The sequence below is a fragment of the Aeromonas rivipollensis genome, assembly GCF_010974825.1.
Taxonomy (GTDB): Bacteria; Pseudomonadota; Gammaproteobacteria; order Enterobacterales; family Aeromonadaceae; genus Aeromonas; species Aeromonas rivipollensis.
Map to the genome: position 1 here is coordinate 107,984 of NZ_JAAILA010000031.1, position 23,389 is coordinate 131,372.

The following is a 23,389-nucleotide window of genomic DNA, read 5'->3' on the forward strand; positions in this document are numbered from 1 at the left end:
ATGGACAGACTCTCCGATGAGCGGGTATTGCTCACCCTGGCGGGCAAGATGCCCTACGGTAAATATCAGGGGCGACGCATCATAGATATTCCAGAGCCCTATCTAGTATGGATGGCGCGCAGCGGTTTTCCGGCTGGCGCATTGGGCCAAACCCTGGCACTGGCGTACGAGATAAAACTCAATGGACTCGAATCCATGATTATTCCCATTATTAACAGGATGTCAGAATGAGAATATATACCCGGCAAGGGGACAAGGGCCTCACGCGGCTGGCTGATGGCTCCTCCCTTGCAAAAGATGACAGGCGGGTCGAGACCTATGGCGCCATTGACGAGCTCAATTCCCAGATAGGTCTGCTGATGGCCGAAATACCCGAGAATGAGCCGGCATTATTGGCTGAACTCATATTGCTGCAGCAAGAGCTGTTTGATTTGGGCGGGGAGCTGGCGTTTTCCAGCGAGGCGCAAAATGCTTCCCTGTGGCAGGTCAATGAGGCCTGGACGGCGCGGTTGGAGCAACAGATTGACGCCTACAGCGCCCAGTTGCCGGTATTGCGCAATTTCATTCTGCCGAGCGGATCACGGGCGGCGGCGCAGGCCCATGTGGTGCGCACCCTGACCCGTCGCTGCGAGCGGCTGCTGCTTGGCCTGAGCCGGGAAGAGCAGGTGAACCCGGCTATCCTGCCCTATCTGAATCGGCTAAGTGACTGGTTTTTCACGGTGGCCAGATACTTGCTGGTCTCTGCCGGCACCCCGGAAGTGCTCTGGGTCAAGGCGGCAGACAGGCGCTGAAACGCCCGGCACTGACACAATAAAAAACCTCGCATGGCGAGGTTTTTTATTGGGCGGGACTGTGCTTCAGATCAGATGGCAAAGTCTTCCACGGATTTGCCTTCGGCCACTGCCTTGGCAATGGTGGAGGGCATGCGGCCCTGGCCGGTCCAGGTTTTTTCCACGCCATTGTCCAGATAACGATATTTGGCGGGGCGGGGAGCGCGTTTGCCTTTGCTGGCCTTGGTGCTTTCGGTGGCAACTGTGCCCACCAATTCAGCAGGATCTATCCCCGCGGCTTTCAACATTTCGGCGTATTCGGCAATTTTCTTCTGATGTTCTTCACGGGCCTGGCGTTCGGCAGATTCATCCTGCTGGCGCTCGGCGACCACCTCGGACAATTTCTGCAGTCCCTCTTCCAGTTGCTCCAGGGACAAATCGCGGCAGGCTGCGCGCAGACTACGGATATTCAGCAGAATTTTCAAAAATTCGTTCATATTGGCTACCACGCGAGCAGAAATATTAATGGGAAGGGCTGGTTTTTCGATAATTTATAGGGGGATTTGGCATCAAGTCAAGTCTGCCAAAATAATTAATTAGGTAGATAAATAAAGTCTGGCAATTATTCACGACGGCCGGTTTATTCTCTTTGCGGCGAGTTCATTTCCGAATGAGTGCTGAGTAGATGAAAATATCGACCATATCGTATTTTATGAACCATTTGACTACCATTTTTCCACTTTTCGCCACACAAGCCTTGAAATTTAATCAAAAAACTTGCTATCACCCGGTGGCTCGATAAAATGTGCCGCGAATACCTTTAAGTAGAGGCGCGCTGCCTATGAGTAACCGAGCGGAGGGTGATGCCTGCGATGCTCGATGAAAGGAGTCGGCGCCGAAGTGACCAGGCCATCATACCGGGTTGCTGGTTCTGCATCGAACAGGTGCAGGACTGCCATAGTCATCCACTATGGAGCGCTACCTGAAGGGGCTGAGGAGTATGCCCGCCCTGGGTTTTGTTTCTTTGATCCTCTCGGTAGATCTCCACCTGTTGTCTTTAGGTGCAAAGAGATCATGGACATCGTTCATTACGCCGACTCCGGTTGGTCCGTCGTTCCCCCCTTGTTGGCCGTCGCCCTTGCGATCATCACCCGCCGCGTCCTGGTGTCGCTGGGGGTGGGTATTGTGGCCGGCAGTCTGCTGCTCAACCAGTTCTCCCCCCTCGATTCCCTGCATTACATGCTGAACACTGTGCTCAAGATCTTCTGGGTCGACGGTGCGATCAACCGGGACAACGTCAACATGATCCTGTTCATGTTGCTGCTGGGGGGCCTCATCAGCCTGATGAGCGTCTCCGGGGCGACCCGGGCCTTCGCCGAGTGGGCGGCGCGCCGCGCCAAGACCCGCAAGGGGGCCAAGGCCCTCACCGGCATGATGGTCTTCGCCTTCTTCATCGATGACTTCTTCCACAGCCTGTCGGTGGGGGCCATCTGCCGTCCGGTCACCGATCGCTTCCAGATCTCCCGTGCCAAGCTGGCCTATCTGCTGGACTCCACCGCGGCGCCGGTCTGCGTGCTGATGCCCATCTCCTCCTGGGGCGCTTACATCATCGCTCTGGTGGGCGGCATAATGGCGGCCCATGGCCTGACCGATCAGAGCCCCATCTCCGCCTTCGTCGAGATGATCCCGATGAACCTCTATGCGGTCTTCACCCTGATCATGGTGCTGGTGGTGATTGCCTTCCAGCTCGACATCGGCTCCATGCGTCAACACGAGCAGTGGGCGCTGGAAGGCAAGCTGTGGGATGAGTCCAAGGGCCGTCCCATCGGCCTGGACATGGAGTCTCCGGAGGAGAGCAATGGCGGCATGATCGACATGGTGCTGCCGATCCTGACCCTGACCCTGGCGACCGTCTACTTCATGATAGATTCCGGCGCCGCCGTGCTGGCCGGCAAAGGCCTGTCGTTCAGCGTGCTCGGCTCGTTCGAGAACACCAACGTCGGCTCCTCCCTGGTCTATGGCGCCCTGTGCAGCCTGGTGGTCTCCATCGGTCTGGCCATGCGCCTCAAGCTGGGTGCCAAGAACTGGATGAAGGCGGCCCCCCAGGGGATCATGGCCATGCTGCCCGCCATCAACATACTGCTGTTCGCCTGGACCATAGGCGCCGTGGTGCGCGACGTGGAGACCGGCAAGTACCTGGCCTCCATGGCCAACGGCAACCTGCCGATCGAAGTGTTGCCGGCTGTGGTCTTCATCCTCTCCTGCGCCATGGCCTTTGCCACGGGGACCAGCTGGGGCACCTTCGGCATCATGCTGCCGCTGGCCGGTGACATGGCGGCCGCCAGCGACATCAGCCTGATGCTGCCGATGCTGGCCGCCGTGCTGGCGGGCTCTGTGTTCGGTGATCACAGCTCGCCCATCTCCAGCACCAGCATACTGTCGGCCACAGGCGCCGGCTGCCATCACATCGATCACGTGATGACCCAGCTGCCCTATGCGCTCGCCATCGCCTTCGGTGCCGCCCTCGGTTACCTAGTGATGGGGATGATGCACTCTGTGCTGGCGGGTTTCACCGTCAGCGGGCTCTGGTTCATCATCTTCTCCGGTTACCATTTGCGTAAAGCGCGGCTCCAGCGAGACCTGGCGGTCGCATAAATAAAACAAGGGGCCCACGGGCCCCTTGGTTTTGGCAGGGGCTTTGGTTAGCATGCGCCCCATAAATTCAGTTTCGGAACAGTACCATGGCTTCACTGCACTACAAATTTGCCACCATGAACTCGGGCAAGTCGACCCAGCTCATCCAGGCGCATTTCAACTATCTGGAGCGCGGTATGAATCCGCTGGCCATGACGCCGGTCATCGACGACCGCTTCGGGGTCGGGGTGATCCGCGCCAGAGTGGGTCTGGAGCTGAAAGTGGAAGTGTTCAGTGACAGCTGCGATCTGTTCGAGATGGTCAAGGCGCGCCACGGCGAGAAGAAGATCGATGTGTTCATCGTCGACGAGGCGCAGTTCCTGACCCGCGAGCAGGTGTATCAGCTGGCCCGTATCGTCGATGAGCTCAAGATCCCGGTCATGGCCTACGGCCTCAAGACAGATTTTCGCGGCGAGCTGTTCCCCGGCTCCTACCACCTGCTCTGTCTGGCCGACAAGTTCGAGGAGCTCAAGAGCATCTGCTGGTGTGGCAACAAGGCACACATGAACTCCCGGGTGAACGAAGCCGGGTTGGTAATGCGTGACGGCGAGCAGGTGGAGATAGGGGACAACGACCGCTATGTGTCGCTCTGCCGCAAGCACTATCTGGAAGGGCGGGCTTACAAGTAAGCCACAGCATGAAGAAGGGCGCCTCACGGGCGCCCTTTTTTGTCGACGAAGGGCTCAGTCTATCTCTATGTCCACCGGCGCTATGATGGGGTCGGCCACCGGCAGGCGGTGGAACAGCTGGCGAAAATGCTGCTGTACCCGGCCGATGTCGATGAGCGACATGCCGGAAGCGAAGCCGAACCAGACATAGAGACCGGTTAGATCGCGAAACATGGGGGGCAGGTAGCGGGGCGCATCGATGAGCCCCTCCAGATAGTGCTGATAGAGCACAGGGATGTCGTCCAGGGTCACCTTGCCGACGAACAGCATGGGCAGGATCTCCGGCACCCCTTCCAGCACGGCGCTGCGGATGAAGTTGACCGTCTCCACATAGCCTCTCACGTAGGAGAGATCCTTGGTGAAGCAGGCGCCTCCCTCGACCATGCCGCCCCTAAACACCCGCTGGGTGATCTTGTAGGCATCGTGCTCGCTGGCCCCCTTCTCGACGAAGTGGCGGAACACCTCGATGAAGTCGGCGCCGCGCTCCGCCATGTCGATGGCCATCACCCGATCCGAGATGCGCTTGGCCCTGTCCGGAAAGGAGCTGAAGGTGAGGGTCTCAATGAGCACAGCCAGCCCCTCCTGGCAGGCGGTGATGCGCGGCGAGCCGGCACCCAGCCAGGTGGCATAGGATTGCTGGCGGCCGTTGAGGGTGGTGCCGACGTGCACCCAGCCCTCGTGCACCTCCAATACCTGCAAGTCCAGCTCGGAGAAGCGGGCGTGGGAGCTGAGCTTGATATAATCCCCCCCGGCGGCGGCATCGGAGACGATGCCATCGCTCAGCTTGACTTGCACCGTGCCGTCGCTGAAATAGTTCGACAGCTTGCCCTGCAGTTTGGCCACCGCCGCTTCCCCCTCGAACTCCTTGGGGTAGGGGCGCACCAGATGGCGGGCGCCAGGCAGGGAGAAGATGTCGCACAGCCGGGCCCCCAGCTCTTTCAGAGTCTTGCGATCCCCGCGCAGGTGATCGCTCGCCGAGCCGTACAGCAACTGGCTGTAGCGCTGAAAGTCCGGCTGCCCGCGCTGGCGCAGCATCTCGATCACCACCATGTACTGATCCACCGTCTCTTGCAGGATCCGGCCCAGATCATCCTGCGGCCCCAGCTTTCTGCGGATTCTGTCCCTCAGCTCCTTGAGCTCCAGGTATTTGTTGCGGGGATCGAAATCGAGGGGAAGGGCCTGATAGAAGTCGGCATCGATGGCGGGCAGCGCTCGTCCGCCCTTGGCGAGAAACTCGGTCTGCAGGTGGCGGGGCCATTTGATGGCATCCAGGATGCGAATGGGTTTTTGCAGGGCGAGCAGTTCATCCGAGAGGGATTTCAGGTGCAGGCGATACTTTTCTTGGATGGTCATCGGGCCTTCTGTGGAGGCGAGTGCGGTACGAGAATGGCTGAGTATATGCATAGCGCTTGCCAAAAAGAAGCGAGACCAGGAGTGATCCCGCCTGTGCGCTTTTGGTTGTCGGAAAATTGGTTTAGACTGCGCCCCTTGATCCTTATTGTGTTCGTGAAAATGATGAATATCCCCAGCTCTGAAATGATAATGCGTTGGCTGCAGCAGGCCCGGATCGAGCACTATGTGTGCGATCAGTGCCACGGCATCCACATGGTCTCCCTGCAGTCCGTCGAGGGCATCCAGGAGAGCCGGATCTTCGTGGAAGAGGAAGGGTTGCTGTTTTCATCCGAGCTGGAGGTACGCCCCTCATCGCTGCTGCCCCTGGTGGCCGAGCTGGGTCGTCTCAACATGCAATACCCGTCCCTCAAGGTGTTCCTCGACATCATAGATGACAACCTGCCGCGCCTCGTCGTGGGCCATACCGTCTTCACCAAGGCGGGTCTCTCCGTCGAGCAGTTCCTGCTGTTCGTCGAAAGCACCACGGCGGCGACCCATGAAGTGGTTTCCGAATGTGAACGCCTCGGCTTCCTCAATCTGCCGGAGATCCAGGTCGCACCGGAATCTGTGCACTGAGTTGCGCGTTTAATGTGCGAACGGTTCGCGGCAGCCAAAAAGCCGTTGACGCCGGCGGGGCTTTCCCCTAAATTACGCCCCGTTCCGGCGCAATAGCTCCGCGAATGTCGTGTTGGCTGAACACGTTAAACCACAGACCAAAATTTGGTGATGTGCACAAGTGGCTGCCAGCCGATGAAATCGGCAAGAAAGCACGCAGCGCGTGCTACGCAAGCCACAGGCAGATGACTGAAACAAATTGGTGAGGTGTCCGAGTGGCTGAAGGAGCACGCCTGGAAAGTGTGTATACGGCAACGTATCGAGGGTTCGAATCCCTCCCTCACCGCCAAATAAAGTAAAAGGGCCTGTCGCAAGACAGGCCCTTTTACTTTATCCGGTGATGGGCGGCTCGGTTCTAACCCTGGTTCGACAAGGGGGCATGATGGTCCGGTTAAATCCAGACCCGCCGCCAACATAAAAACCCGACCTCATGGTCGGGTTTTTGTCTTGTGGTGCCCGGTCATCTCTCACGCATTTCCCTTGAAGCAGGCCTGGCGGCATGCAGGGAGTGAGCCTCAGGCGAGATCGAAGCGATCCAGGTTCATCACCTTGGTCCAGGCCGCCACGAAGTCCTTCACGAACTTCTCTTTCCCGTCCGCACTGGCATACACCTCGGCCAGCGCCCGCAACTGGGAGTTAGAGCCGAACAGCAGATCGACGCGGGTGCCGGTCCACTTGACCTTGCCCGTTTTGCGATCACTCCCCTCGTAGATGCCCTTGGCTCCTGCCGCCGGTTTCCACTCAGTGCCCATGTCGAGCAGGTTGATGAAGAAGTCGTTGGAGAGGGTCCCAGGCGTTGCGGTAAACACCCCGTGGCAGTTGCCGGTGTTGGTGCCGAGCACGCGCATGCCACCGATCAGCACCGTCATCTCGGGGGCGCTGAGGGTCAGCAACTGGGCCTTGTCCACCAGCATGGCTTCCGAGAGCTCTGCGTAGTCACCGCCCAGATAGTTGCGAAAACCGTCGGCGAGGGGTTCGAGCACGGCAAAGGAGTCGACATCCGTCTGCGCCTGGGAGGCGTCCATGCGGCCCGGTGCGAAGGGCACAGTCACAGTGACGCCCGCCAGTTTGGCCGCCTGCTCGACACCGACGCCGCCGGCCAGCACGATCAGATCGGCGAGGGATACCTGTTTGCCACCGGTGGCCGAGGCGTTGAACCCCTGCTGGATGCCTTCTAGGGTCTTGAGCACCTTGGCCAGCTGTGCCGGTTGGTTTGCTGCCCACTCTTTTTGCGGGGCTAGCCGGATGCGCGCCCCGTTGGCGCCGCCCCGCTTGTCAGAGCCGCGGAAGGTGGCGGCAGAGGCCCAGGCGGTCGATGCCAGCTCGGCGACGGTCAGGGAGGCCGCGAGGATCTTCTCCTTGAGGGCGGCCACATCCTTGTCATCGACCAGGGGGTGATTGACGGCGGGGATGGGGTCTTGCCAGATCAGCTCCTCTTTGGGCACTTCCGGTCCCAGGTAGCGTGCGATGGGGCCCATGTCCCTGTGGGTCAGCTTGTACCAGGCGCGGGCAAAGGCATCGGCGAAGGCTTGCGGATCCTCGTAGAAATGGCGGGAGATCTTGCCAAATTCTGGGTCAAAGCGCAGGGTCAGGTCGGTGGTCAGCATGGTCGGCTTGTGGAACTTGCCCGGGATATGCGCATCGGGAATGATCTCCGGTGCATCCTTGGCCACCCACTGCTTGGCGCCTGCCGGTGACTTGGTCAGCTCCCATTCGTAGTTGAACAGGTTTTCAAAGAAGTTGTTGCTCCACAGGGCCGGTGTCTTGGTCCAGGTCACTTCGAGCCCGCTCGAGACGGTATCCTTGCCATGGCCGCTGCCGTAGTCGCTCATCCAGCCGAGGCCCTGGGCTTCCAGGGGTGCGGCCTCCGGCTCGGGCCCCTTGTGGGATTCGGGGGCGGCGCCGTGGGCCTTGCCGAAGGTGTGGCCACCGGCAATGAGGGCGACCGTCTCTTCGTCGTTCATGGCCATGCGGCCGAAGGTGGAGCGGATGTCTTTGGCCGCCTCCATGTAGTCGCCGCTGGCATTGGGGCCTTCGGGGTTGACGTAGATCAGCCCCATGTGGGTTGCGCCAAAGGGCGCCGCGAGCTCGCGATCGCCCTTGACCCGATCGGGGTCGACCCCGAGCCAGGCTATTTCATCACCCCAGTTGACGTCCTGATCCGGCTCCCACACATCCGGGCGGCCGCCACCAAATCCGAAGGTTCTAAAGCCCATGGACTCCAGCGCGACGTTGCCGGCGAGGATCAGCAGATCGGCCCAGGAGATCTTGTTGCCGTACTTCTGCTTGATGGGCCAGAGCAGGCGGCGGGACTTGTCGATGTTGACGTTGTCGGGCCAGCTGTTGAGGGGGGCGAAGCGTTGCTGGCCACGACCACCGCCGCCACGACCATCCGTGATGCGATAGGTGCCTGCGGCGTGCCAGGTCATGCGGATGAACTGGGGACCGTAGTGACCGAAGTCCGCCGGCCACCACTCCTGGGAGTCTGTCATTAGCTTGACCAGATCTTTCTTGAGTGCCTTGTAGTCGAGGCTGTTGAATGCCTCGGCATAGTTGAAATCTTTGTCCATGGGATCGGAGCTGGGGGAATGCTGGTGCAGCAGATCCAGCCGCAACTGATTCGGCCACCAATCACGATTGGTTCTGCCGACGCCGGCGGTGTGGTTGAAGGGGCATTTGCTTTCTTCACTCATCTCAGTCTCTCCTTGGAGGGCATGTACATTGCTGACAACCTAGTATGGGAAGATTTCCACTGCGCTGTGTGGGGTCATGGCAGGGGATCAGTCTGTTGCTGCTTGGGCAGCTATCAATTACTCCTTTATTTTCAATATTTTGCGTTATTGTGCAGTGAATGGGTTACGAAAAGATGAATCACGACCATCTAGTTTAACAATCTATTTACGTTCTGCCCGTCTTCCCCTGGTGTCAGGCGCGGCGGCCACGCGTGATAGCGCTGCCTGGGCGCAAGGGGTTGCTCGCCCTTGATGAGGGAAGCAGGCAAGGCATTTGTCTGGTTTTTATCCTTATCACGGCCATCGGCATTTAAGCTTGCGCTGCATCATGGTGAGCAGGGATACAGCTGGGGGCCGTGATGACTCCGATCATTTCTGTGATCCGGCCAGGCGATGTGGCAACGCGGCGGGTTGGCGTGACGCTGACCGACCAGCAAAGAGACAAGCGTGAGAGAGCAGGGGGAACAACGAGAAGAAAAGAGGAAGCAGAGCGGTCGGGGCAGGCGGTGAGTCTGGGGCGCAGGCACAAAAAAACCGGCGCAGGGCCGGTTTTGATGAGGGCATCAGATGCCCGGTTCATGGCAAGTCAGGCTTGCCCCTGTCGGCTTGATCCAGCACGAACAGGCAATAATGGGGTGGCTGATGGGGCTCGAACCCACGACAACCGGAATCACAATCCGGGACTCTACCAACTGAGCTACAGCCACCACTGAAATCTGCCTTCAATGCTCCTCTTCGAGGGAAGAGTCACATTAATGGCGCGCCCTGCAGGATTCGAACCTGCGACCCACGGCTTAGAAGGCCGTTGCTCTATCCGACTGAGCTAAGGGCGCTCTGTATCGAGCCGTCACAAGACGTCTCGATGAACCTGGTCGGTGATAAAGGATTCGAACCTTTGACCCTCTGGTCCCAAACCAGATGCGCTACCGGGCTGCGCTAATCACCGAAATCTCATCGTCCAGCATACCGGGGGCGGTACGACTGGGCAACGGGCGGGCATCATACCCAAGCGTCAAAGTCAGCGTCAATGACTTTTTCCGCCAGTAAATTCAAATGCCTACTTATTGCCCGCCAGGCGAGAGCCGCTAACACCCGCGCCAAAAAAATGCGACAATGCGCGGCAGTTGAACACATGGTGAGTGAAGAACGATGTCTGCCAAAATCATTGATGGAAAACAGGTTGCGCAAACGATTCGCAATCAGGTCGCCGAACAAGTCCAACAGCGGTTGGCACTGGGCAAGCGGGCACCGGGTCTGGCGGTGATCCTGGTGGGGCTGGATCCGGCGTCCCAGGTCTATGTGGGCAGCAAGCGTCGTGCCTGTGAAGAGGTGGGGTTTGTCTCCCGCTCCTATGATCTCAGCGCCAATGCGACCCAGGAAGAGTTGCTGGCCCTGATCGACCGGCTCAATGAGGATGCGGAGGTGGACGGCATCCTGGTGCAACTACCCCTGCCGGCTCATTGCGACACCACCCAGGTGCTGGAGCGCATTCGTCCCGACAAGGACGTGGATGGTTTCCACCCCTATAACGTGGGCCGTCTGGCCCAGCGCATCCCGGCGCTGCGTCCCTGCACCCCCAAGGGGATCATGACCCTGATAGAGGCGACTGGCGTCAAGACCCACGGTCTGCATGCTGTGGTGGTCGGTGCCTCCAACATAGTCGGTCGCCCGATGACGCTGGAGCTGCTGCTGGCGGGTTGCACCACCACGACCTGCCATCGCTTCACCCAGGATCTGGAGGCCCAGGTGCGCCGTGCCGATCTGCTGGTGGTGGCGGTGGGCAAGCCGAACTTCATCCCCGGGGAGTGGGTCAAGCCCGGCGCCCTGGTGATCGACGTGGGGATCAACCGCCTGGCCGACGGCTCCCTGGTGGGGGACGTGGAGTTTGAAACGGCGCGCAATCATGCCGCCTTCATCACCCCTGTGCCCGGTGGCGTGGGGCCCATGACGGTGGCCAGCCTGATGGAGAACACCCTGAGCGCCTGCCAGGATTATCACGACGCCTGAGCAGGGCCCCTTCCCGCACCAGGGAATGGATGAGAGAAAGGGAAGGCCTGGCCTTCCCTTTTTTATTGCTGGTCGAACGTGATGCTCTGCCGAGGCGATTGGGCAGGGGCGGCCTTGTCAGATCAGGACCAGCGCCGCCGCCAGATCGGCGATGAGATCATCGGCATCCTCCACCCCTATGCTGAAGCGGATGAGATCGTCGTTGACCCCGGCCGCGAGGCGGCTCGCCTCGTCCATGGCGGCGTGGGTGGTGCTGGCCGGATGGCAGGCCAGGCTCTCGAGATCCCCGAGGCTCACCGCCTGCACGAACAGCTGCAGGTTGTCGAGCAGTGTGGCGCAGCGGGCAAAGCCCCCTTCCAGCTCTATGCTCACCATGCCGCCAAAGCCGCTGGCGAAGGCGCCGAGGGCGTCGTGGCCCGGATGGCTGGCAAGGCCCGGATAGATCACCTTCTTCACCGCCGGGTGGGCGGCGAGGAAGTCTGCCACCTTCTGGGCATTGTGCAGGTGGGCATCCATGCGCAGGGGCAGGGTCTTGACACCGCGCTGCAGCAGGTAGGCCTCCTGTGGCCCAATGGGAGAGCCTATGTGCTTGAGGGCCACGGTGCGCACCGACTTCATCAGCGCGTGGGAGCCCGCCACCACACCGGCGATGATGTCGCCGTGGCCGCCCAGGTACTTGGTGCCGCTGTGCATCACCAGATCGATACCCAGCTCCAGCGGGCGCAGCAGATAGGGGGTGAGGAAGGTGTTGTCACAGACGCTGATGGCACCCACCTTGCGGGCGGCTTCCACCACCACCCGGGGATCCACCACCTTGAGGGTGGGGTTGGTCAGGGTCTCGAACAGGATCACCTTGGTGGCGGGGTTGATGTTGGCCAGCAGATCCTGATCGCTGTCGTAACTTGTGATGGTGATGCCGGCGCGGCTGAAGGTCTGTTTCAGGAACGCATCTGTGCCGCCGTACAGCGGGCCGACATAGGCCACTTCATCCCCGCTGCTGGCCAGGGCATAGAGGATGGCGCTCACCGCCGCCATGCCGCTCGCCACCACCAGCGCCTCGTCGGCGCCCTCCAGGGCCGCCAGTTTCAGCTCCAGCTCGGCGGTGGTGGGGTTGCCGAAGCGACTGTAGATAAAGCCCGGGGCCTGGCCTGCGAAGCGCTCCTTGCCCGCCTGGGCATTGACGTAGCTGAAGGTGCTGCTCTGGTAGAGCGGTGTGGTGAGGGCGCCGGTCTGGGGGTCGATCCGCTGGCCGCTGTGCACGCTCATGGTCTTGAATTTCATCGTTTTGCTCCGTGGTCGCCAGGCTATGGCGTTGTTGTTCTGGTGTGGAAATCTGTGGAGGGGGCCGCGCCGGCGCCCCTCTCCTGTGGTCGGGATGGCAGCTTGTTGCCATCCCCCTTGATGGCGTCAGGTCGGTACCGGCTCCTGCGCTACCCTGTGTTGCTGAGCATAGTGGCGCGCCGCCACATCGGGATGGGAGCGCAGCCTGCCCTTGAGCACGTTTTCCCCCACCTGATAGAAGAGGGGGTTGGCCGGGTCGCTCTCGGGCCCTTGTGCCTGCGCCGCCAGCTCGGGGGAGAGGGTGAGCAGCGGCACTGTGGCATCGAGTCTCGCCGCCATAAAGAAGGCGCAGGAGAGACGCGAGACTCCGGGGGGCGGGCTCTGCACCCGGTGCAGGGTCGCCTTGAGATAGCCGTTGGAGGCAAGCTCCAGCAGCTCGCCTATGTTGACCACCAGGGCGCCGGGCAGGGGCGGTGCGGAAATCCAGCCGTGCGCCGTCTCCACCTCTAGCCCCGAGTGATCGTCCTGCATCACCAGGGTCAGGTAGCCGGGATCCTTGTGGGCGCCGACCCCCTGGCCGCTGCCTCCCGCTTCCCGTCCCGGGTAGTGAATGAGCTTCATGTGCTGATAGGGGGCGCCCTGGATGCTCTCGTCGAACACCCCGGCCGGTTGCTCCAGCACCTCGGCAAAGGCGGCGAGCAGGGTGAGGGTGATGTCGCTCAGCCGCTCCTGCCAGTCCAGCAGTTGCGTCTTCATCTCGGGCAGGGTCGTGGGCCACTGGTTGGGGCCTGTGAGCCGCTGCCAGGGTTTGCCGGTCTGCGCCAGGGGGAGGGCCTGCTCCTCGTTCATGATGTCGAACTGCTCCCGCCTGTCCGGCCGCTCCCGGGTGAGCTCGGCACTCACCAGGTTGTAGCCACGAAAGTGGGGGGAGTGCACCATCTGCACCGCCAGCTTCTCCTGCAGGGGCAGGGCGAAGAAGCGGGCCGCCAGCGCCAGTGTCTCCCGTTGCTCCGCCTCGCTCAGACCATGGCCTGTCAGATAGAAGAAGCCGATGTCGCGGGCCGCCCGGCCAAGCCTGGCCAGCATCTGGCGACGCTCCTCGGGGGTGCCATTGATCGCGGCATAGTCGATGATGGGCAGTGATGAATGTTCCATGTGCATCTCCTCACTTGCCGGATGTCGGGTGCAGTCCCGAGGCTCCGGTACAAAGATGGCGGTGTGGTTCGTGGCAGGCGTCGGGGTCCGTGGCTCACGATGGCACCATTTGGGTTGAGGGGGATGCTACTGTTCGGGGTTATAAGGTGGAAGCAACAAAATATTCTTAGTTATATACAAAAGTCGAAATAGAATTCGAACGCTGTGGATCCGCCTGTCGATTGCACGGAGAAAATGCGCCCCTGCCGATCGCCTTGCCCCTGAGCACGCCTGGGGTCAGGGGCAGGGAAGGCGCAGTGCCCGTGGGAGGCGAATGAACAAAGGGGAGGCATCAGCCTCCCCTTTGTTGGTGGGGCGCAAGGAGCAAGGGCGAGTGCCCGCTCGGTGCGCACCGGTCAGCCTCTTCAGTAACCCAGGGTGAAGCGCTGGCGCAGGTGCGCCGGTTGTTCCGCTTCGTTGAGCACAGCGTTCGCCAGATCCCCGACTGTGATCCCGGCAGGCTTGTCGCCGCTAAAGAGCACCTGATCGCCCCCTAGACGGTAGCCGCCGCGCTTCTCGCCGGGTTCGAGGAACACCGGCGGGGAGACGAAGCGCCAGTCGAGGGCGGCTTCGCGGCGCAGGGCGGTGAGACCGTCGCGGGCCGCAAGCGCCCCTTGCTTCCACTCGGTCGGGAAGTCCGGGGTATCCACCAGCTGCACGCCGGGGGCTATCTCCAGGCTGCCGGCACCGCCGACCACCAGCAACCAGCTGTGGGCGGCTTTGGCTGCCTCGACAATGGCGCTGGCGCCCTTGAGGTACTGATCATGGATATCAGGGGCACTCCAGCCCGGGTTGTAGGCGCTGATCACCCTGTCCTGCCCCTTGAGCACGTCGGCCAGCGCCTGCGGGTCCTGGGCATCTACCGCCACTGTGGTGATCTGCGGGTGGGGGGCGACTTTACTTGTGTCGCGCACTATGGCGGTGACGTGATGGCCACGGCTGACGGCCTCATCGAGGATGGCTGAACCGACAAAACCGCTGGCACCTATGAGGGCAATTTTCATGGAGACGTCTCCTTCACTGTGGGAATGAGGCTATCCTACGCCCCCGGATGTGATTTAATAATCACCTGTAAATTGCATTCACTTGTAAGCTGGAATTAATAATGGATCAGCTCAGACGTTACGCCATCTTCGCCGCCGTGGTGGAGGCGGGCACCATGACGGGGGCCGCCAAGGCCCTCGGCATGACCCCCTCCGCGGTCAGCCAGCATATAGGCCAGCTGGAGAGCCTGCTCGGCCTCATCCTGCTCCATCGCTCCACCCGCCGCCTCAGCCTGACCGAGGCGGGGGAGGTGGTGTGGCAGGGGTGCCAGTCTCTGCAACAGACCCTCAACCAGACCGAGCTGCGCCTCTCGGAAGTGCGTGACAGCCTGCTCGGGGAGGTGCGGATCACCGCGCCCGTGGGCATGGCGGGCCAGCCGCTGGCGCTGGCCTTGTCGCCCCTGTTGCAGGCCCATCCGGGCCTCTGCATCCAGATCATCGCCGACGACGAGAAGCGGGATCTCATTGCCGAGCGCATCGACGTGGCGCTGCGGGTCGGCTCCCTGCCGGACTCCACCCTGGTGGCCCGCAAGCTGGGCCAGACCCGGATGCTGCTCTGCGCCGCCCCCGCCTACCTGGCGCGCAAGGGGACGCCGCGCACCCCCGCCGATCTGGCGACTCACGACTGGCTCAGTGGCGACATGCTGGGGAGCGGCTTGCTGCTCCTTGACGAGCGAGGGGGCGAGCACAGGGTGAGGTTCAAACCCAGGGTGCTCTGCAACAACGTCCTGCCCCTGCGCCAGTTTGCCCTGGCGGGGCAGGGGATCTCCCTGCAACCCGAGGGGGAGGTTGGCGAGGATCTCGCCCAGGGCCGCCTGCTTGCCCTGCTGCCAGGCTTTCGGGTGCCGCCCATGGAGATCCACGCCATCACCCCCCAGCGGGAGATCCCGGAGAAGGTGCGGCGGGTGATCACCGCCCTGCGCAGCCATTTCGCCGAGCCAGGGGGAACGGCGCGCCCCTGAGCCGGGTGGCAACTGTCTCGTTCCGACTTGCAAACACAGAGAGCAGCCTGTTAGCTGCCCTCTGTCGCTCGCCTTGATCCCGGCGCTATTTCATATAAAGGCCGCCGTTGATGGCCAGGGTCTCCCCCGTGATATAGGCCCCCGCTTCGCTGGCGAGGAAGGCCACTGCGGCGGCTATCTCCTCCGGTTTGGCGAGGCGGCGCATGGGGATGTCGGCCTTGATGCTGTCGAGGATGTCGCTGCGGATCGCCGCCACCATGGGGGTGGCGGTGTAGCCGGGGGCGATGGCGTTGACCGTGACCCCGAAGCGGGCCCCTTCCGCCGCCAGCGCCTTGGTGAAGCCCAGCATACCCGCCTTGGCCGCCGAGTAGTTGACCTGACCGAACTGCCCCTTCTGGCCGTTGACCGAGGAGATGTTGATGATGCGGGCATCGCGCTGCTCGCACATGGCGTCGAACAGCGGCTGGGTTACGTTGTAGAGGCTGCACAGGTTGGTGTGGATCACCTCGAACCACTGATCCGGCGCCATCCGCTTGAAGGCGCCATCTCGGGTGATGCCGGCGTTGTTGACCAGCACGTCCACCCGGCCCTCCTCCTGCAACAGGCGGCCCAGGGTCTCGCGGCACATGGCGGTGTCGGCCACGTCCAGCGCCAGCAGCCGCACCTGATCCTGGTGATAGCCCTGCTCTGCGTACCAGTCGTGGGCCGCCGCACTGTTGACGCTGGAGTGGGTGGCGATGATGCGATACCCCTGGGCCAGCAAGGCGGTGGTGATGGCGGATCCGATGCCGCCCCGGGCTCCGGTGATCAAGGCAATCTTCTTCATCTTGGCTCTCCCTGCATATCACGAGTTGAACTGTGCCCCTGGGGGCAATTGACAACATTGTTTGCAAACAATGTGGCAGGGAAAGGCGTCACTTTTGTGACAGGGGGGCGCCTGGGGGAGGGCTCTTGCGAGAGGGAGCCGGGCCGCCACCGGCCAGACGCCGGAGTTGCCGGGGCCGCACAAGGCTTGCCCCCGGCACGGCGGCCATGTTTAATGTGGCCACTTGGGCGAATGCGCCCCTTCGCCGGCACAGAGCCTGACCACAGCATGACAAGCTCCCCCGCTTTCCCAGACCCGGCGCCACGGACGCGCCCCCATTTCACCCGCATCGAGCGAGTGCTCGACTACATTCACGCCCACCTGGATCAGCCCCTGTCGCTGGAGCAGCTGGCCGAGCAGAGCTGCTGGTCGCGCTGGCAGTTGCAGCGGGTCTTCTTGCACGAGACCGGCCAGACGGTGGCCCACTATGTGCGCGAGTTGAAGCTGAGCCTGGCGGCGGAGGCGCTGCTCTCGAGCCGTCAGCGGGTACTGGATCTGGCGCTGAACCACGGTTTTGGCTCGGAAGTCAGCTTCAGCCGGGCCTTCAAGCAGCACTTTGGCTGCTCCCCCCTGGCCTATCGCAAGCGGGGCCTGCGGCTGGGGCTGCGTACCCCCCTGGTACGGGTCCCCATGCCCCTGGCCAGTCCCCCCAGACTGGTGCAGGTGCGGGTGGAGAGCCGGCCTGGGTTCGCCCTGCACGGCGTCAGGGGGGAGATCCGGGGCCTGTTTGCCAGCGAGCCCGATTTTCAGCAGACGGTGCCCGCCATCTGGGGCGCCTGGCGCGAGGCGGGGGGGCGCCTGTCCTCCAGCGAGCTGCTCGGGGTGGTGGACGTGTCGGGGGCGGGGGAGCGGCTGCCTTACTGGGCCGGGGTGGCGGCAGAGGAGGGGAGCGAGCCCGGCCCCGGGCTGGCGCGCCTCAGGGTGCCGGCACAGGAGTACGCCGTGCTCAGCCACCTGGGCCCCATCGATACGCTTGGGCAGTGCCTCAACTGGTTCATCCTGCACTGGCTGCCCTCTTCCAGCTATCGCGGGTTGGATGGCTTCGAGCTGGAGCGCTATGCCCCGGGCTTTGACGGCCAGCAGCCCGATGCCTCCATGGAGTACTGGCTGCCCATAGCGCCCCGCTAGGCTCGGCAACGAGACGCCTGCATGATCTCAGGCGGCCAGCCCCGTCAGTCCGCAGGGTGAACCCGGTTCTTGCCCGCCTCCTTGGCCTGATAGAGTGCCCGATCGACCCTTGCTATCAGCTGTGCGGCCGATTCATGGCGCCACAGCCCCAGCCCCGCCGAGAAGGTCACCACCAGTCCGGCTTCTCGCCATTGACGCTGCAGGACCCGCAGGCGCCAGCGATCCAGCAGGGCCAGTGCCTGGGCCTCGTCTTCCCCCGGGATCAGGATGGCCAACTCCTCCCCGCCGTACCGGTAGAGCCTGGCCAGGCCGTCGGCCACCGTCACCCCTTCCTGCGCCACGGCCTGGAGGACGCTGTCGCCCACCAGGTGTCCCAGTTGGTCGTTGATGGACTTGAAGTTGTCCAGATCTATCATGCCGAGGGCGAAGGGGCGGCCGTCAGCCAGATGGCTGGCCAGATCCTGATCGAAGCTGCGGCGATTGAAGAGGCCGGTCAGGGCATCCGTGTTGGAGGCGGCGACGGCCTCCTGCATCTGGTGATGGGCACTTTGGATCTCCTGGCGCAGCAGCTCTCCGGGCTTGCTCATGTCGATGCGGCCGACGCGCATCAGGGCGATGATCTCGACGATCATCTTGTTGATGGCATGGCGCAGTGAGCCCCAGCAGAGCAGGCAGATCAGCAGGCAGCCCGCCACGGCGATCTGCAACTGATAGGATTCGCTGTGGCTGGCCTCCTTGAACTCGGCGTCGCTGACGGTGTAGATGGCGAACCAGTCCGGGTTGGAGAAGGCGTAGTAGTAGACATGGGTCTGGTGCTCGGCGTCATAGAGATGGTCGGCCCCGTTGGTCATCTGTGCGATGAGCCGTGGCGCCAGCTGGCGGTGAAACAGGTTGCCCACATTGGCGTGCAGCAGGGTGTCGCCGGTACGGGCGATGAGATAGAACTCCCCCTTGAGGGGGCTCTTGAGCAGGCGCAGGGGGTGGCTCATCTGCTCGAGATCGAGCTCCATGGCCAGGGTGCCAAGGGGAAAGCCCTCCCTGTCGACTATGGGCCGGGAGACGGAAATGGTCCGCAGCTTGTCAATCCTGCTGGCGTAGTGGTCCGTGTAGCTGACGAAGAGGGGGCGGGAGGTAGCGGATTTGAACCAGGGCCGCTCCCTGGCATCAAAGGCCGCCTCGACCGGCAGGTGGGGGACAGAGTTGAAATGCCCCTGCTGATCGGCGACCAGGATGCTTTTCACATAGGGGGTGAGGGACAACGTTTGCATCAGGGTCATGCGAAGGGGGGCGTGCCCGTTGCCTAGGAATGCCTGCAGGGCGGGCTTGTCAATAAAGCTGCCGGTCTCGTTGAGGACGTGCTCCAGCGGCTTGAATTGCAACGCGATGAACTGGGTCGCCATGTTGTGCACGAACATGGCGGCCACCTTGTGATACTTCACCTCGGCCGCACGTTGGATGCTGCAGCTGACCCCCACCAGGGCGGTGAGCAGGGTCAGCACTATCACGGCGAAGGAGACGTGGAGCTGGGTGTGACAGTGCAGATCTTTATTGATGATGTCATTCATTGGCGTGATCGTTTGGCCTCGTATCGTCTCAAACAGGACTGATAAAAGGGGCCGCATACTATCGCCATCCCTGTCGGCAGGGCTTGACCCGGATCAAGGGTGTGGATGAAAAAAGAGCAAAAACTCTAAAACGAAGGTCGGATGCGAGGGCTGATCCGGCCCGGTTCGGCCAGCAGGGCAGGGGGCCTTGAGGCCACCCCGGCGAAAGCGCATCCAGACCAGCCCCAGGCCGCATCCTCTCCATTTGGCTTCCCCTGCACTCTATTTCACTCGTCACGAAGTCAGATGGCGCCCTTCTCTCCCCCTTTCTTTGTCACTGACCCGCCAACATGCCCCAAATTGTTAATTCCGGGGCAAATTAGAACAATAAAATGCAAATGATATTTGTTACTATTCACATGCAGTAGGCAGTCGAGGATCAGATGCAACTTGTTCACCCCCCATTGACCGTGGTCGCCGCGACCATCTCCACCCTGTTGGCAGGCTCTGTGCTGGCCGCCGCGCCCACCAGCCAGGACGCGGCGCTGGCCGACGAGACCCTGACGGTGCTGGGTCAGACCTATCGCAACACCGCGACCAAGACCCGGCTCGACCCCATAGAGACGCCCCAGGCCATCTCGGTAGTGGAGAGCGAGACCCTGGAACAGCGTGGCGTGAGCTCGGTGAGCGAGGCGCTGCGCTACGTGCCCGGGGTCAATACCGAGCTGCGCGGCGGGGCGGTCAACCGGCTGGATCTGTTCAACATCCGTGGCTTTGACAACTACCAGAACTTCTATGACGGCCTCTTGCTGCAGTACAACGAGTGGAACCTGCAACCCCAGATAGATCCCGTGGCCATAGAGCAGCTGGAGGTGTTCAAGGGGCCGACTTCGGTGCTCTATGGCAGCATGCCGCCGGGCGGTATGGTCAACCTGATTGCCAAGCGCCCCCAGCGTGAAGCCAAGCACAGCGTCAGCCTGGCGACCGGCACCGGCACCCTCAAGGAGATGACCCTCGACAGCACAGGGGCCATCAACGATCAGCTCGCCTACCGTGTGGTGGGGCTGGCCCGCCAGAAGGAGGGTCAGGCGGTGACCTCGGAGGAGGAGCGCTACGTCTTTGCACCCTCCCTGGACTGGCAGCTCGGCGAGCGCACCCTGCTGAACCTCAACCTCTACTACCAGAAGGATCCCGAAGCCGGCATCTATACCACTGTGCCGGCCAGCGGCTCGGTCAAGTCCAACCCCCTGGGGCAACTTGGCAGCGATAGCTTCCTCGGCGACCAGAACTGGAACGAGTACAACCGGGATGTGACCCTGCTCGGCTACAAGCTGAGCCACGACTTCAACGGGAACTGGCAGGTGCTGCAAAACGCCCGCTACATGGATGCCTCCGCCTATCAGCGCAACACCTACAACGCGGCCCTGGCGGCGGACAACCGCACCCTGGCACGCAACGCTTATTTGACCGACGAGGCGTCGAAGGGCTTTGTCATCGACAACCAGCTGGCGGGCAAGGTGCAGACCGGTGTGGCCCAGCACAACCTGCTGCTCGGGGTCGATTACCAGTATCTGGATGCGCGTATCCTCTATCAGGACACCCTCGACTACTCTGCCCCCGCCATCGACATCTTCAACCCGGACCACAACCAGATCCGGCCGGATGCCCTGGCCTTCTCCTATGAGGATCGCAAGACCATCCGTCAGTCCCAGACCGGTGTCTATCTGCAGGATCAGGTGCGACTCGACCGGCTGGTGGCCATAGGCGGCGCCCGCTACGACAGCTACCGGATGGACACCGACAGTCGCGGTCTTTACCTGGGGGCCGCCAGCCAGTCCCTGGCCCAGATCGATCAGGACAACCTCTCCTTCCGCCTCGGCGCCCTCTACGAGCTGGACTACGGCTTGTCACCCTATGTGAGCTATGCCGAGAGCTTCGAGCCGGTGCCGGGGGCGGACAAGAGCGGCAAGGCGTTCGATCCCTCTACCGGCCACCAGTGGGAGGGGGGGCTCAAGTTCCTCTCCGAGGACATGAGCAAGACGGCCACGATCTCGGCGTTCCATATCACCAAGGAGAACGCCCTGGTGACGGATCCGGACAACGTCTACGGGCCCAAGCTGCAGACCGGCGAAATCGTCTCCAAGGGGATAGAGCTGGAAGGGCGCGCCGATCTCACCAGCCGGCTGGATCTGGCGCTGAGCTATACCCGCCAGGACATGGAGATCACCCGCGACACCACAGACTTGCAGGGCAAGACCCCGGTCTGGGTGCCCAGGCAGATGGCCTCCTTGTGGAGCAACTACCAGGCGGGCGGCAGCCTGGAGGGGATGCGGGTAGGCGCCGGCTTGCGCTACGTGGGGGAGGCCCAGCTCGATGCCGCCAACACCGACACAGTGCCGGATTATCTGCTGATGGACATGTCCGCCTCCTATGATCTCGCCGCCCTCAGCGCGAGCCTGAAGGGGGTGGGGGCATCCCTTAGCGCCAGCAACCTGCTTAACAAGACCTACTACTCCTGCTACGACCAGAACAACTGCTGGTTCGGGGCTGAGCGCAATGTGGAGGCTCGACTCAAATACGTATTCTGACCTTGCGCCCCGGACCTGCGCCGGGGCATGCCCTCTCTGCGGGTCCCGATGGCCGCCAGCACGCCCTGCCTCGCGGCCTCGGCACCCTGGCGGTGCACAGCCAGCATACCCTGCTGGCGGATCACGACGCCCTGTTTGCGGCGGCGGCCGGGCTCATTCCCTCCCTCAAGGGGCGGCTGGCGGGGGAGTCCCCCGCTCTGCTGATGGCGCCCCCTCATGGCGCCCCGAACGAGGTTGCGGCTGCCCTGCATGGCCACTGGCAGCAGGCGCACCCGGAGGCGGGGGCGGCCTACTGGCTGACCCGCAGCTGGGGCATGCTCTGCTGGCAGTCCATCTACCTCGCCATGGTGGCCGTCTATCGGGTGGGGGCCGTGCCCGCCCTGGATCGCATGGGACAGGGCTATCAGGAGGGGCTGGTGTCCGGCTTCAGCCTGCCGGCGGAGCCCATGATCAAGGGGGAGGTGAAGACCCTGATCAAGGCGGCGGGTGAGCGGTTGCAGGCCCACTGGCAGGAATTGTTCGCACTGCTTGGAGAGGTGCAGCGGCTACGCCCCGGCTTCGTGCGCCCGCTCCTGGCGGACGATCTGCTGGCGGCCCTGGTGCGGGTGCCGGATTTCTTCGGGGAGATAAGCCCAGAGGTGGTCCAAGCCCATGCGCCGCTCTGGCTCGCCGCCTGCGGCCTGCCCGCCGGGCATCTGGCGGGCTGGCGTCCGGCCTCGCTCCCCCGGGATGAGGCCTTCCCTGGCTATGTGCGCCAGCGCTGCTGCCTGCACTACAGGCGAGGGGATGGGGAGCTTTGTGGCAACTGCCCGAGACGGCAGGGGGCCGCCAGCTGCGACTAGGGATCCTGAGGTGCCAGAGAGCAGGCACATGGAAAAGAAAGCGTGAGCGCCGCCCCTGGGGCGGCTTTTTCATACCCTTTTATTGCTCGGCCATCTGGGTGCGAATGCGCTCGAACAGGCTCTGCAGGCAGGGCTGATCCCGATCGGCGGCCCGCACGGCCCCGTACATATGGCGGCGGATCCCGCTGCCCAGGGGGCGCGCCTCGAGCAAGCCCTGGCGCACGAACTCCTCGCTGGCCCAGCGCGGCAGGGCGGCGACACCGAGCCCGGCGGCGGCCATCTGCAGCATGACCGAGGTGTTGTCCACCGGCTTGCAGCGGGCGGGCTCCACCCCGGCGGGTTGCAGGAAGCGGCTGAACACGTCCATGCGGGCCCGCTCCACCGGGTAGACCAGCAGCACCTCCTGTTTGAGATCCTCCGGGGTTATCCGGGCCTGGTGACAGAGGGGGTGATCGGGCGCCATCACCAGGGTGAGATCGAAGGCGAACAGGGGCTCGAAGTGGAGATCCCCGCGGGCCTGCACATCCGAGGTGAGCAGCAAGTCGAGCTGACCGCCGAGCAGGGCGCTGATGGCATCGAAGCCGGGCACCGACTCCACCTCGAGCGCCACCCCGGGCCACTGGCGGCGAAAGCCCGGCAACAGCGGCAGCAGCCACTGGATGCAGCTGTGGCAATCGAGCGCCAGGTGCAGCCTGCCCGCATCGCCGCTGTGCAGGGCCAGCAGCTGGCGCTCGGTCTGGGCCAGGGCGGGCAGCACCTGACGGGCCAGGGCCAGCAGATGCTGGCCGGCCGCCGTCAATACCAGGGGGCGGCTCTTGCGCAGATAAAGCTCCAGGTTGAGGCGGGTCTCCAGCTCTTTCAACTGGTGGGAGAGGGCGGACTGGGTGAGGTTGAGGCAGAGGGCCGCCCCCGCCAGTGAACCCTGCTCGGCCAGGGCGCTGATGGTCTTCAGGTGCTTGAGATCTATGCCCGCGTTGGTGCTCTGATGGCTGGTCGACTGGTTGGGCACACCCATGGCACTGCTCCTTTGTGCGTCAGTTGAGGATTTCTTGAGAGCCAGTTGA

Annotated in this window: 19 protein-coding genes, 4 tRNA genes and 1 riboswitch; of the genes, 11 read left to right on the plus strand and 12 right to left on the minus strand. The window is 62.7% G+C overall.

The genetic code is table 11. The features are described from left to right. Together G4923_RS17745 and G4923_RS17750 are read left to right on the plus strand one after the other, a co-directional pair. Positions 1 to 231, plus strand: coding sequence for a DUF3820 family protein (locus G4923_RS17745; protein WP_005327834.1), 231 nt, complete (start codon positions 1 to 3; stop codon positions 229 to 231). Beyond that, a complete protein-coding gene (locus tag G4923_RS17750; RefSeq protein WP_106886611.1) occupies positions 228 to 791 on the plus strand; it encodes a cob(I)yrinic acid a,c-diamide adenosyltransferase in 564 nt (187 codons plus the stop codon). Before G4923_RS17745 ends, G4923_RS17750 begins: the two co-directional genes overlap by 4 nt. Positions 792 to 862: 71 nt before the next feature. On the opposite strand, the gene G4923_RS17755 is transcribed toward G4923_RS17750, so the two are convergent. Continuing rightward, entirely contained in the window at positions 863 to 1,267 is a 405-nt protein-coding gene (locus tag G4923_RS17755; protein WP_163137840.1) for an H-NS family histone-like protein, read from the minus strand. 320 nt (positions 1,268 to 1,587) lie between these two features. After that, positions 1,588 to 1,759, plus strand: a riboswitch (Lysine riboswitch). An 85-nt stretch (positions 1,760 to 1,844) separates the two neighbouring features. Here G4923_RS17755 and G4923_RS17760 point away from each other — a divergent pair. Together G4923_RS17760 and G4923_RS17765 are read left to right on the plus strand one after the other, a co-directional pair. Then, the gene (locus G4923_RS17760; protein ID WP_163137841.1) at positions 1,845 to 3,425 is read left to right on the plus strand and encodes a Na+/H+ antiporter NhaC family protein; all 1,581 of its coding nucleotides are present in this window, start codon (positions 1,845 to 1,847) and stop codon (positions 3,423 to 3,425) included. A gap of 86 nt (positions 3,426 to 3,511) precedes the next feature. Continuing rightward, positions 3,512 to 4,093 (plus strand): thymidine kinase, encoded by a 582-nt coding sequence (locus G4923_RS17765; RefSeq protein ID WP_163137842.1) that lies wholly within the window; start codon positions 3,512 to 3,514, stop codon positions 4,091 to 4,093. Positions 4,094 to 4,147: 54 nt separating this feature from the next. Here the strand turns inward: G4923_RS17765 and G4923_RS17770 are convergent, their stop codons facing one another. After that, a complete protein-coding gene (locus G4923_RS17770; protein WP_163137843.1) occupies positions 4,148 to 5,485 on the minus strand; it encodes a flavohemoglobin expression-modulating QEGLA motif protein in 1,338 nt (445 codons plus the stop codon). Positions 5,486 to 5,644: 159 nt separating this feature from the next. Here G4923_RS17770 and G4923_RS17775 point away from each other — a divergent pair, with 159 nt between their 5' ends. Both G4923_RS17775 and G4923_RS17780 read left to right on the plus strand, forming a co-directional pair. Then, positions 5,645 to 6,100 (plus strand): type III secretion system chaperone family protein, encoded by a 456-nt coding sequence (locus G4923_RS17775; protein ID WP_161507131.1) that lies wholly within the window; start codon positions 5,645 to 5,647, stop codon positions 6,098 to 6,100. Between the two features lie 240 nt (positions 6,101 to 6,340). Then, positions 6,341 to 6,428: transfer RNA gene (locus G4923_RS17780), tRNA-Ser, on the plus strand. Positions 6,429 to 6,654: 226 nt separating this feature from the next. On the opposite strand, the gene katG is transcribed toward G4923_RS17780, so the two are convergent. The 4 genes from katG to G4923_RS17800 form a co-directional block, all read right to left on the minus strand. Then, positions 6,655 to 8,832, minus strand: coding sequence for a catalase/peroxidase HPI (gene katG, locus G4923_RS17785; RefSeq protein WP_163137844.1), 2,178 nt, complete (start codon positions 8,830 to 8,832; stop codon positions 6,655 to 6,657). Positions 8,833 to 9,502: 670 nt separating this feature from the next. Next, positions 9,503 to 9,578, minus strand: a tRNA-His gene (locus G4923_RS17790). Between the two features lie 49 nt (positions 9,579 to 9,627). Continuing rightward, positions 9,628 to 9,704, minus strand: a tRNA-Arg gene (locus tag G4923_RS17795). Between the two features lie 36 nt (positions 9,705 to 9,740). Continuing rightward, positions 9,741 to 9,817, minus strand: a tRNA-Pro gene (locus G4923_RS17800). 203 nt (positions 9,818 to 10,020) lie between these two features. On the opposite strand from G4923_RS17800, the gene folD reads away from it, so the two are divergent. Further along, complete coding sequence (gene folD / locus G4923_RS17805) at positions 10,021 to 10,878, plus strand: bifunctional methylenetetrahydrofolate dehydrogenase/methenyltetrahydrofolate cyclohydrolase FolD (RefSeq protein ID WP_005326697.1); 858 nt, start codon at positions 10,021 to 10,023, stop codon at positions 10,876 to 10,878. A 117-nt stretch (positions 10,879 to 10,995) separates the two neighbouring features. Here the strand turns inward: folD and G4923_RS17810 are convergent, their stop codons facing one another. From G4923_RS17810 to G4923_RS17820, 3 genes are all read right to left on the minus strand, one after another. After that, a complete protein-coding gene (locus tag G4923_RS17810; RefSeq protein WP_163137845.1) occupies positions 10,996 to 12,159 on the minus strand; it encodes a trans-sulfuration enzyme family protein in 1,164 nt (387 codons plus the stop codon). 126 nt (positions 12,160 to 12,285) lie between these two features. Next, positions 12,286 to 13,314 carry an isopenicillin N synthase family dioxygenase gene (locus G4923_RS17815; protein ID WP_163137846.1) on the minus strand — a complete coding sequence of 343 codons (1,029 nt, stop codon included), beginning with the start codon at positions 13,312 to 13,314 and terminating at the stop codon, positions 12,286 to 12,288. 404 nt (positions 13,315 to 13,718) lie between these two features. Further along, complete coding sequence (locus tag G4923_RS17820; protein WP_163137847.1) at positions 13,719 to 14,357, minus strand: NAD(P)-dependent oxidoreductase; 639 nt, start codon at positions 14,355 to 14,357, stop codon at positions 13,719 to 13,721. Between the two features lie 101 nt (positions 14,358 to 14,458). On the opposite strand from G4923_RS17820, the gene G4923_RS17825 reads away from it, so the two are divergent. Then, complete coding sequence (locus G4923_RS17825) at positions 14,459 to 15,358, plus strand: LysR family transcriptional regulator (RefSeq protein ID WP_163137848.1); 900 nt, start codon at positions 14,459 to 14,461, stop codon at positions 15,356 to 15,358. 85 nt (positions 15,359 to 15,443) lie between these two features. Here the strand turns inward: G4923_RS17825 and G4923_RS17830 are convergent, their stop codons facing one another. Then, positions 15,444 to 16,184 carry an SDR family oxidoreductase gene (locus G4923_RS17830; protein WP_111912918.1) on the minus strand — a complete coding sequence of 247 codons (741 nt, stop codon included), beginning with the start codon at positions 16,182 to 16,184 and terminating at the stop codon, positions 15,444 to 15,446. Positions 16,185 to 16,370: 186 nt separating this feature from the next. On the opposite strand from G4923_RS17830, the gene G4923_RS17835 reads away from it, so the two are divergent. Further along, entirely contained in the window at positions 16,371 to 17,351 is a 981-nt protein-coding gene (locus G4923_RS17835) for an AraC family transcriptional regulator (RefSeq protein ID WP_205597170.1), read from the plus strand. A gap of 44 nt (positions 17,352 to 17,395) precedes the next feature. Here the strand turns inward: G4923_RS17835 and G4923_RS17840 are convergent, their stop codons facing one another. Further along, on the minus strand, positions 17,396 to 18,916 hold the full coding sequence (locus tag G4923_RS17840) for a sensor domain-containing diguanylate cyclase (RefSeq protein WP_163137850.1): 1,521 nt from the start codon (positions 18,914 to 18,916) through the stop codon (positions 17,396 to 17,398). 422 nt (positions 18,917 to 19,338) lie between these two features. Between G4923_RS17840 and G4923_RS17845 the strand changes: the two genes are divergently transcribed. Beyond that, positions 19,339 to 21,483, plus strand: coding sequence for a TonB-dependent siderophore receptor (locus G4923_RS17845; RefSeq protein ID WP_163137851.1), 2,145 nt, complete (start codon positions 19,339 to 19,341; stop codon positions 21,481 to 21,483). A 65-nt stretch (positions 21,484 to 21,548) separates the two neighbouring features. Further along, entirely contained in the window at positions 21,549 to 22,325 is a 777-nt protein-coding gene (locus G4923_RS17850; protein WP_205597171.1) for a siderophore ferric iron reductase, read from the plus strand. Between the two features lie 79 nt (positions 22,326 to 22,404). On the opposite strand, the gene G4923_RS17855 is transcribed toward G4923_RS17850, so the two are convergent. After that, positions 22,405 to 23,340, minus strand: coding sequence for a LysR substrate-binding domain-containing protein (locus tag G4923_RS17855; protein ID WP_163137852.1), 936 nt, complete (start codon positions 23,338 to 23,340; stop codon positions 22,405 to 22,407). Positions 23,341 to 23,389 lie beyond the last annotated feature (49 nt).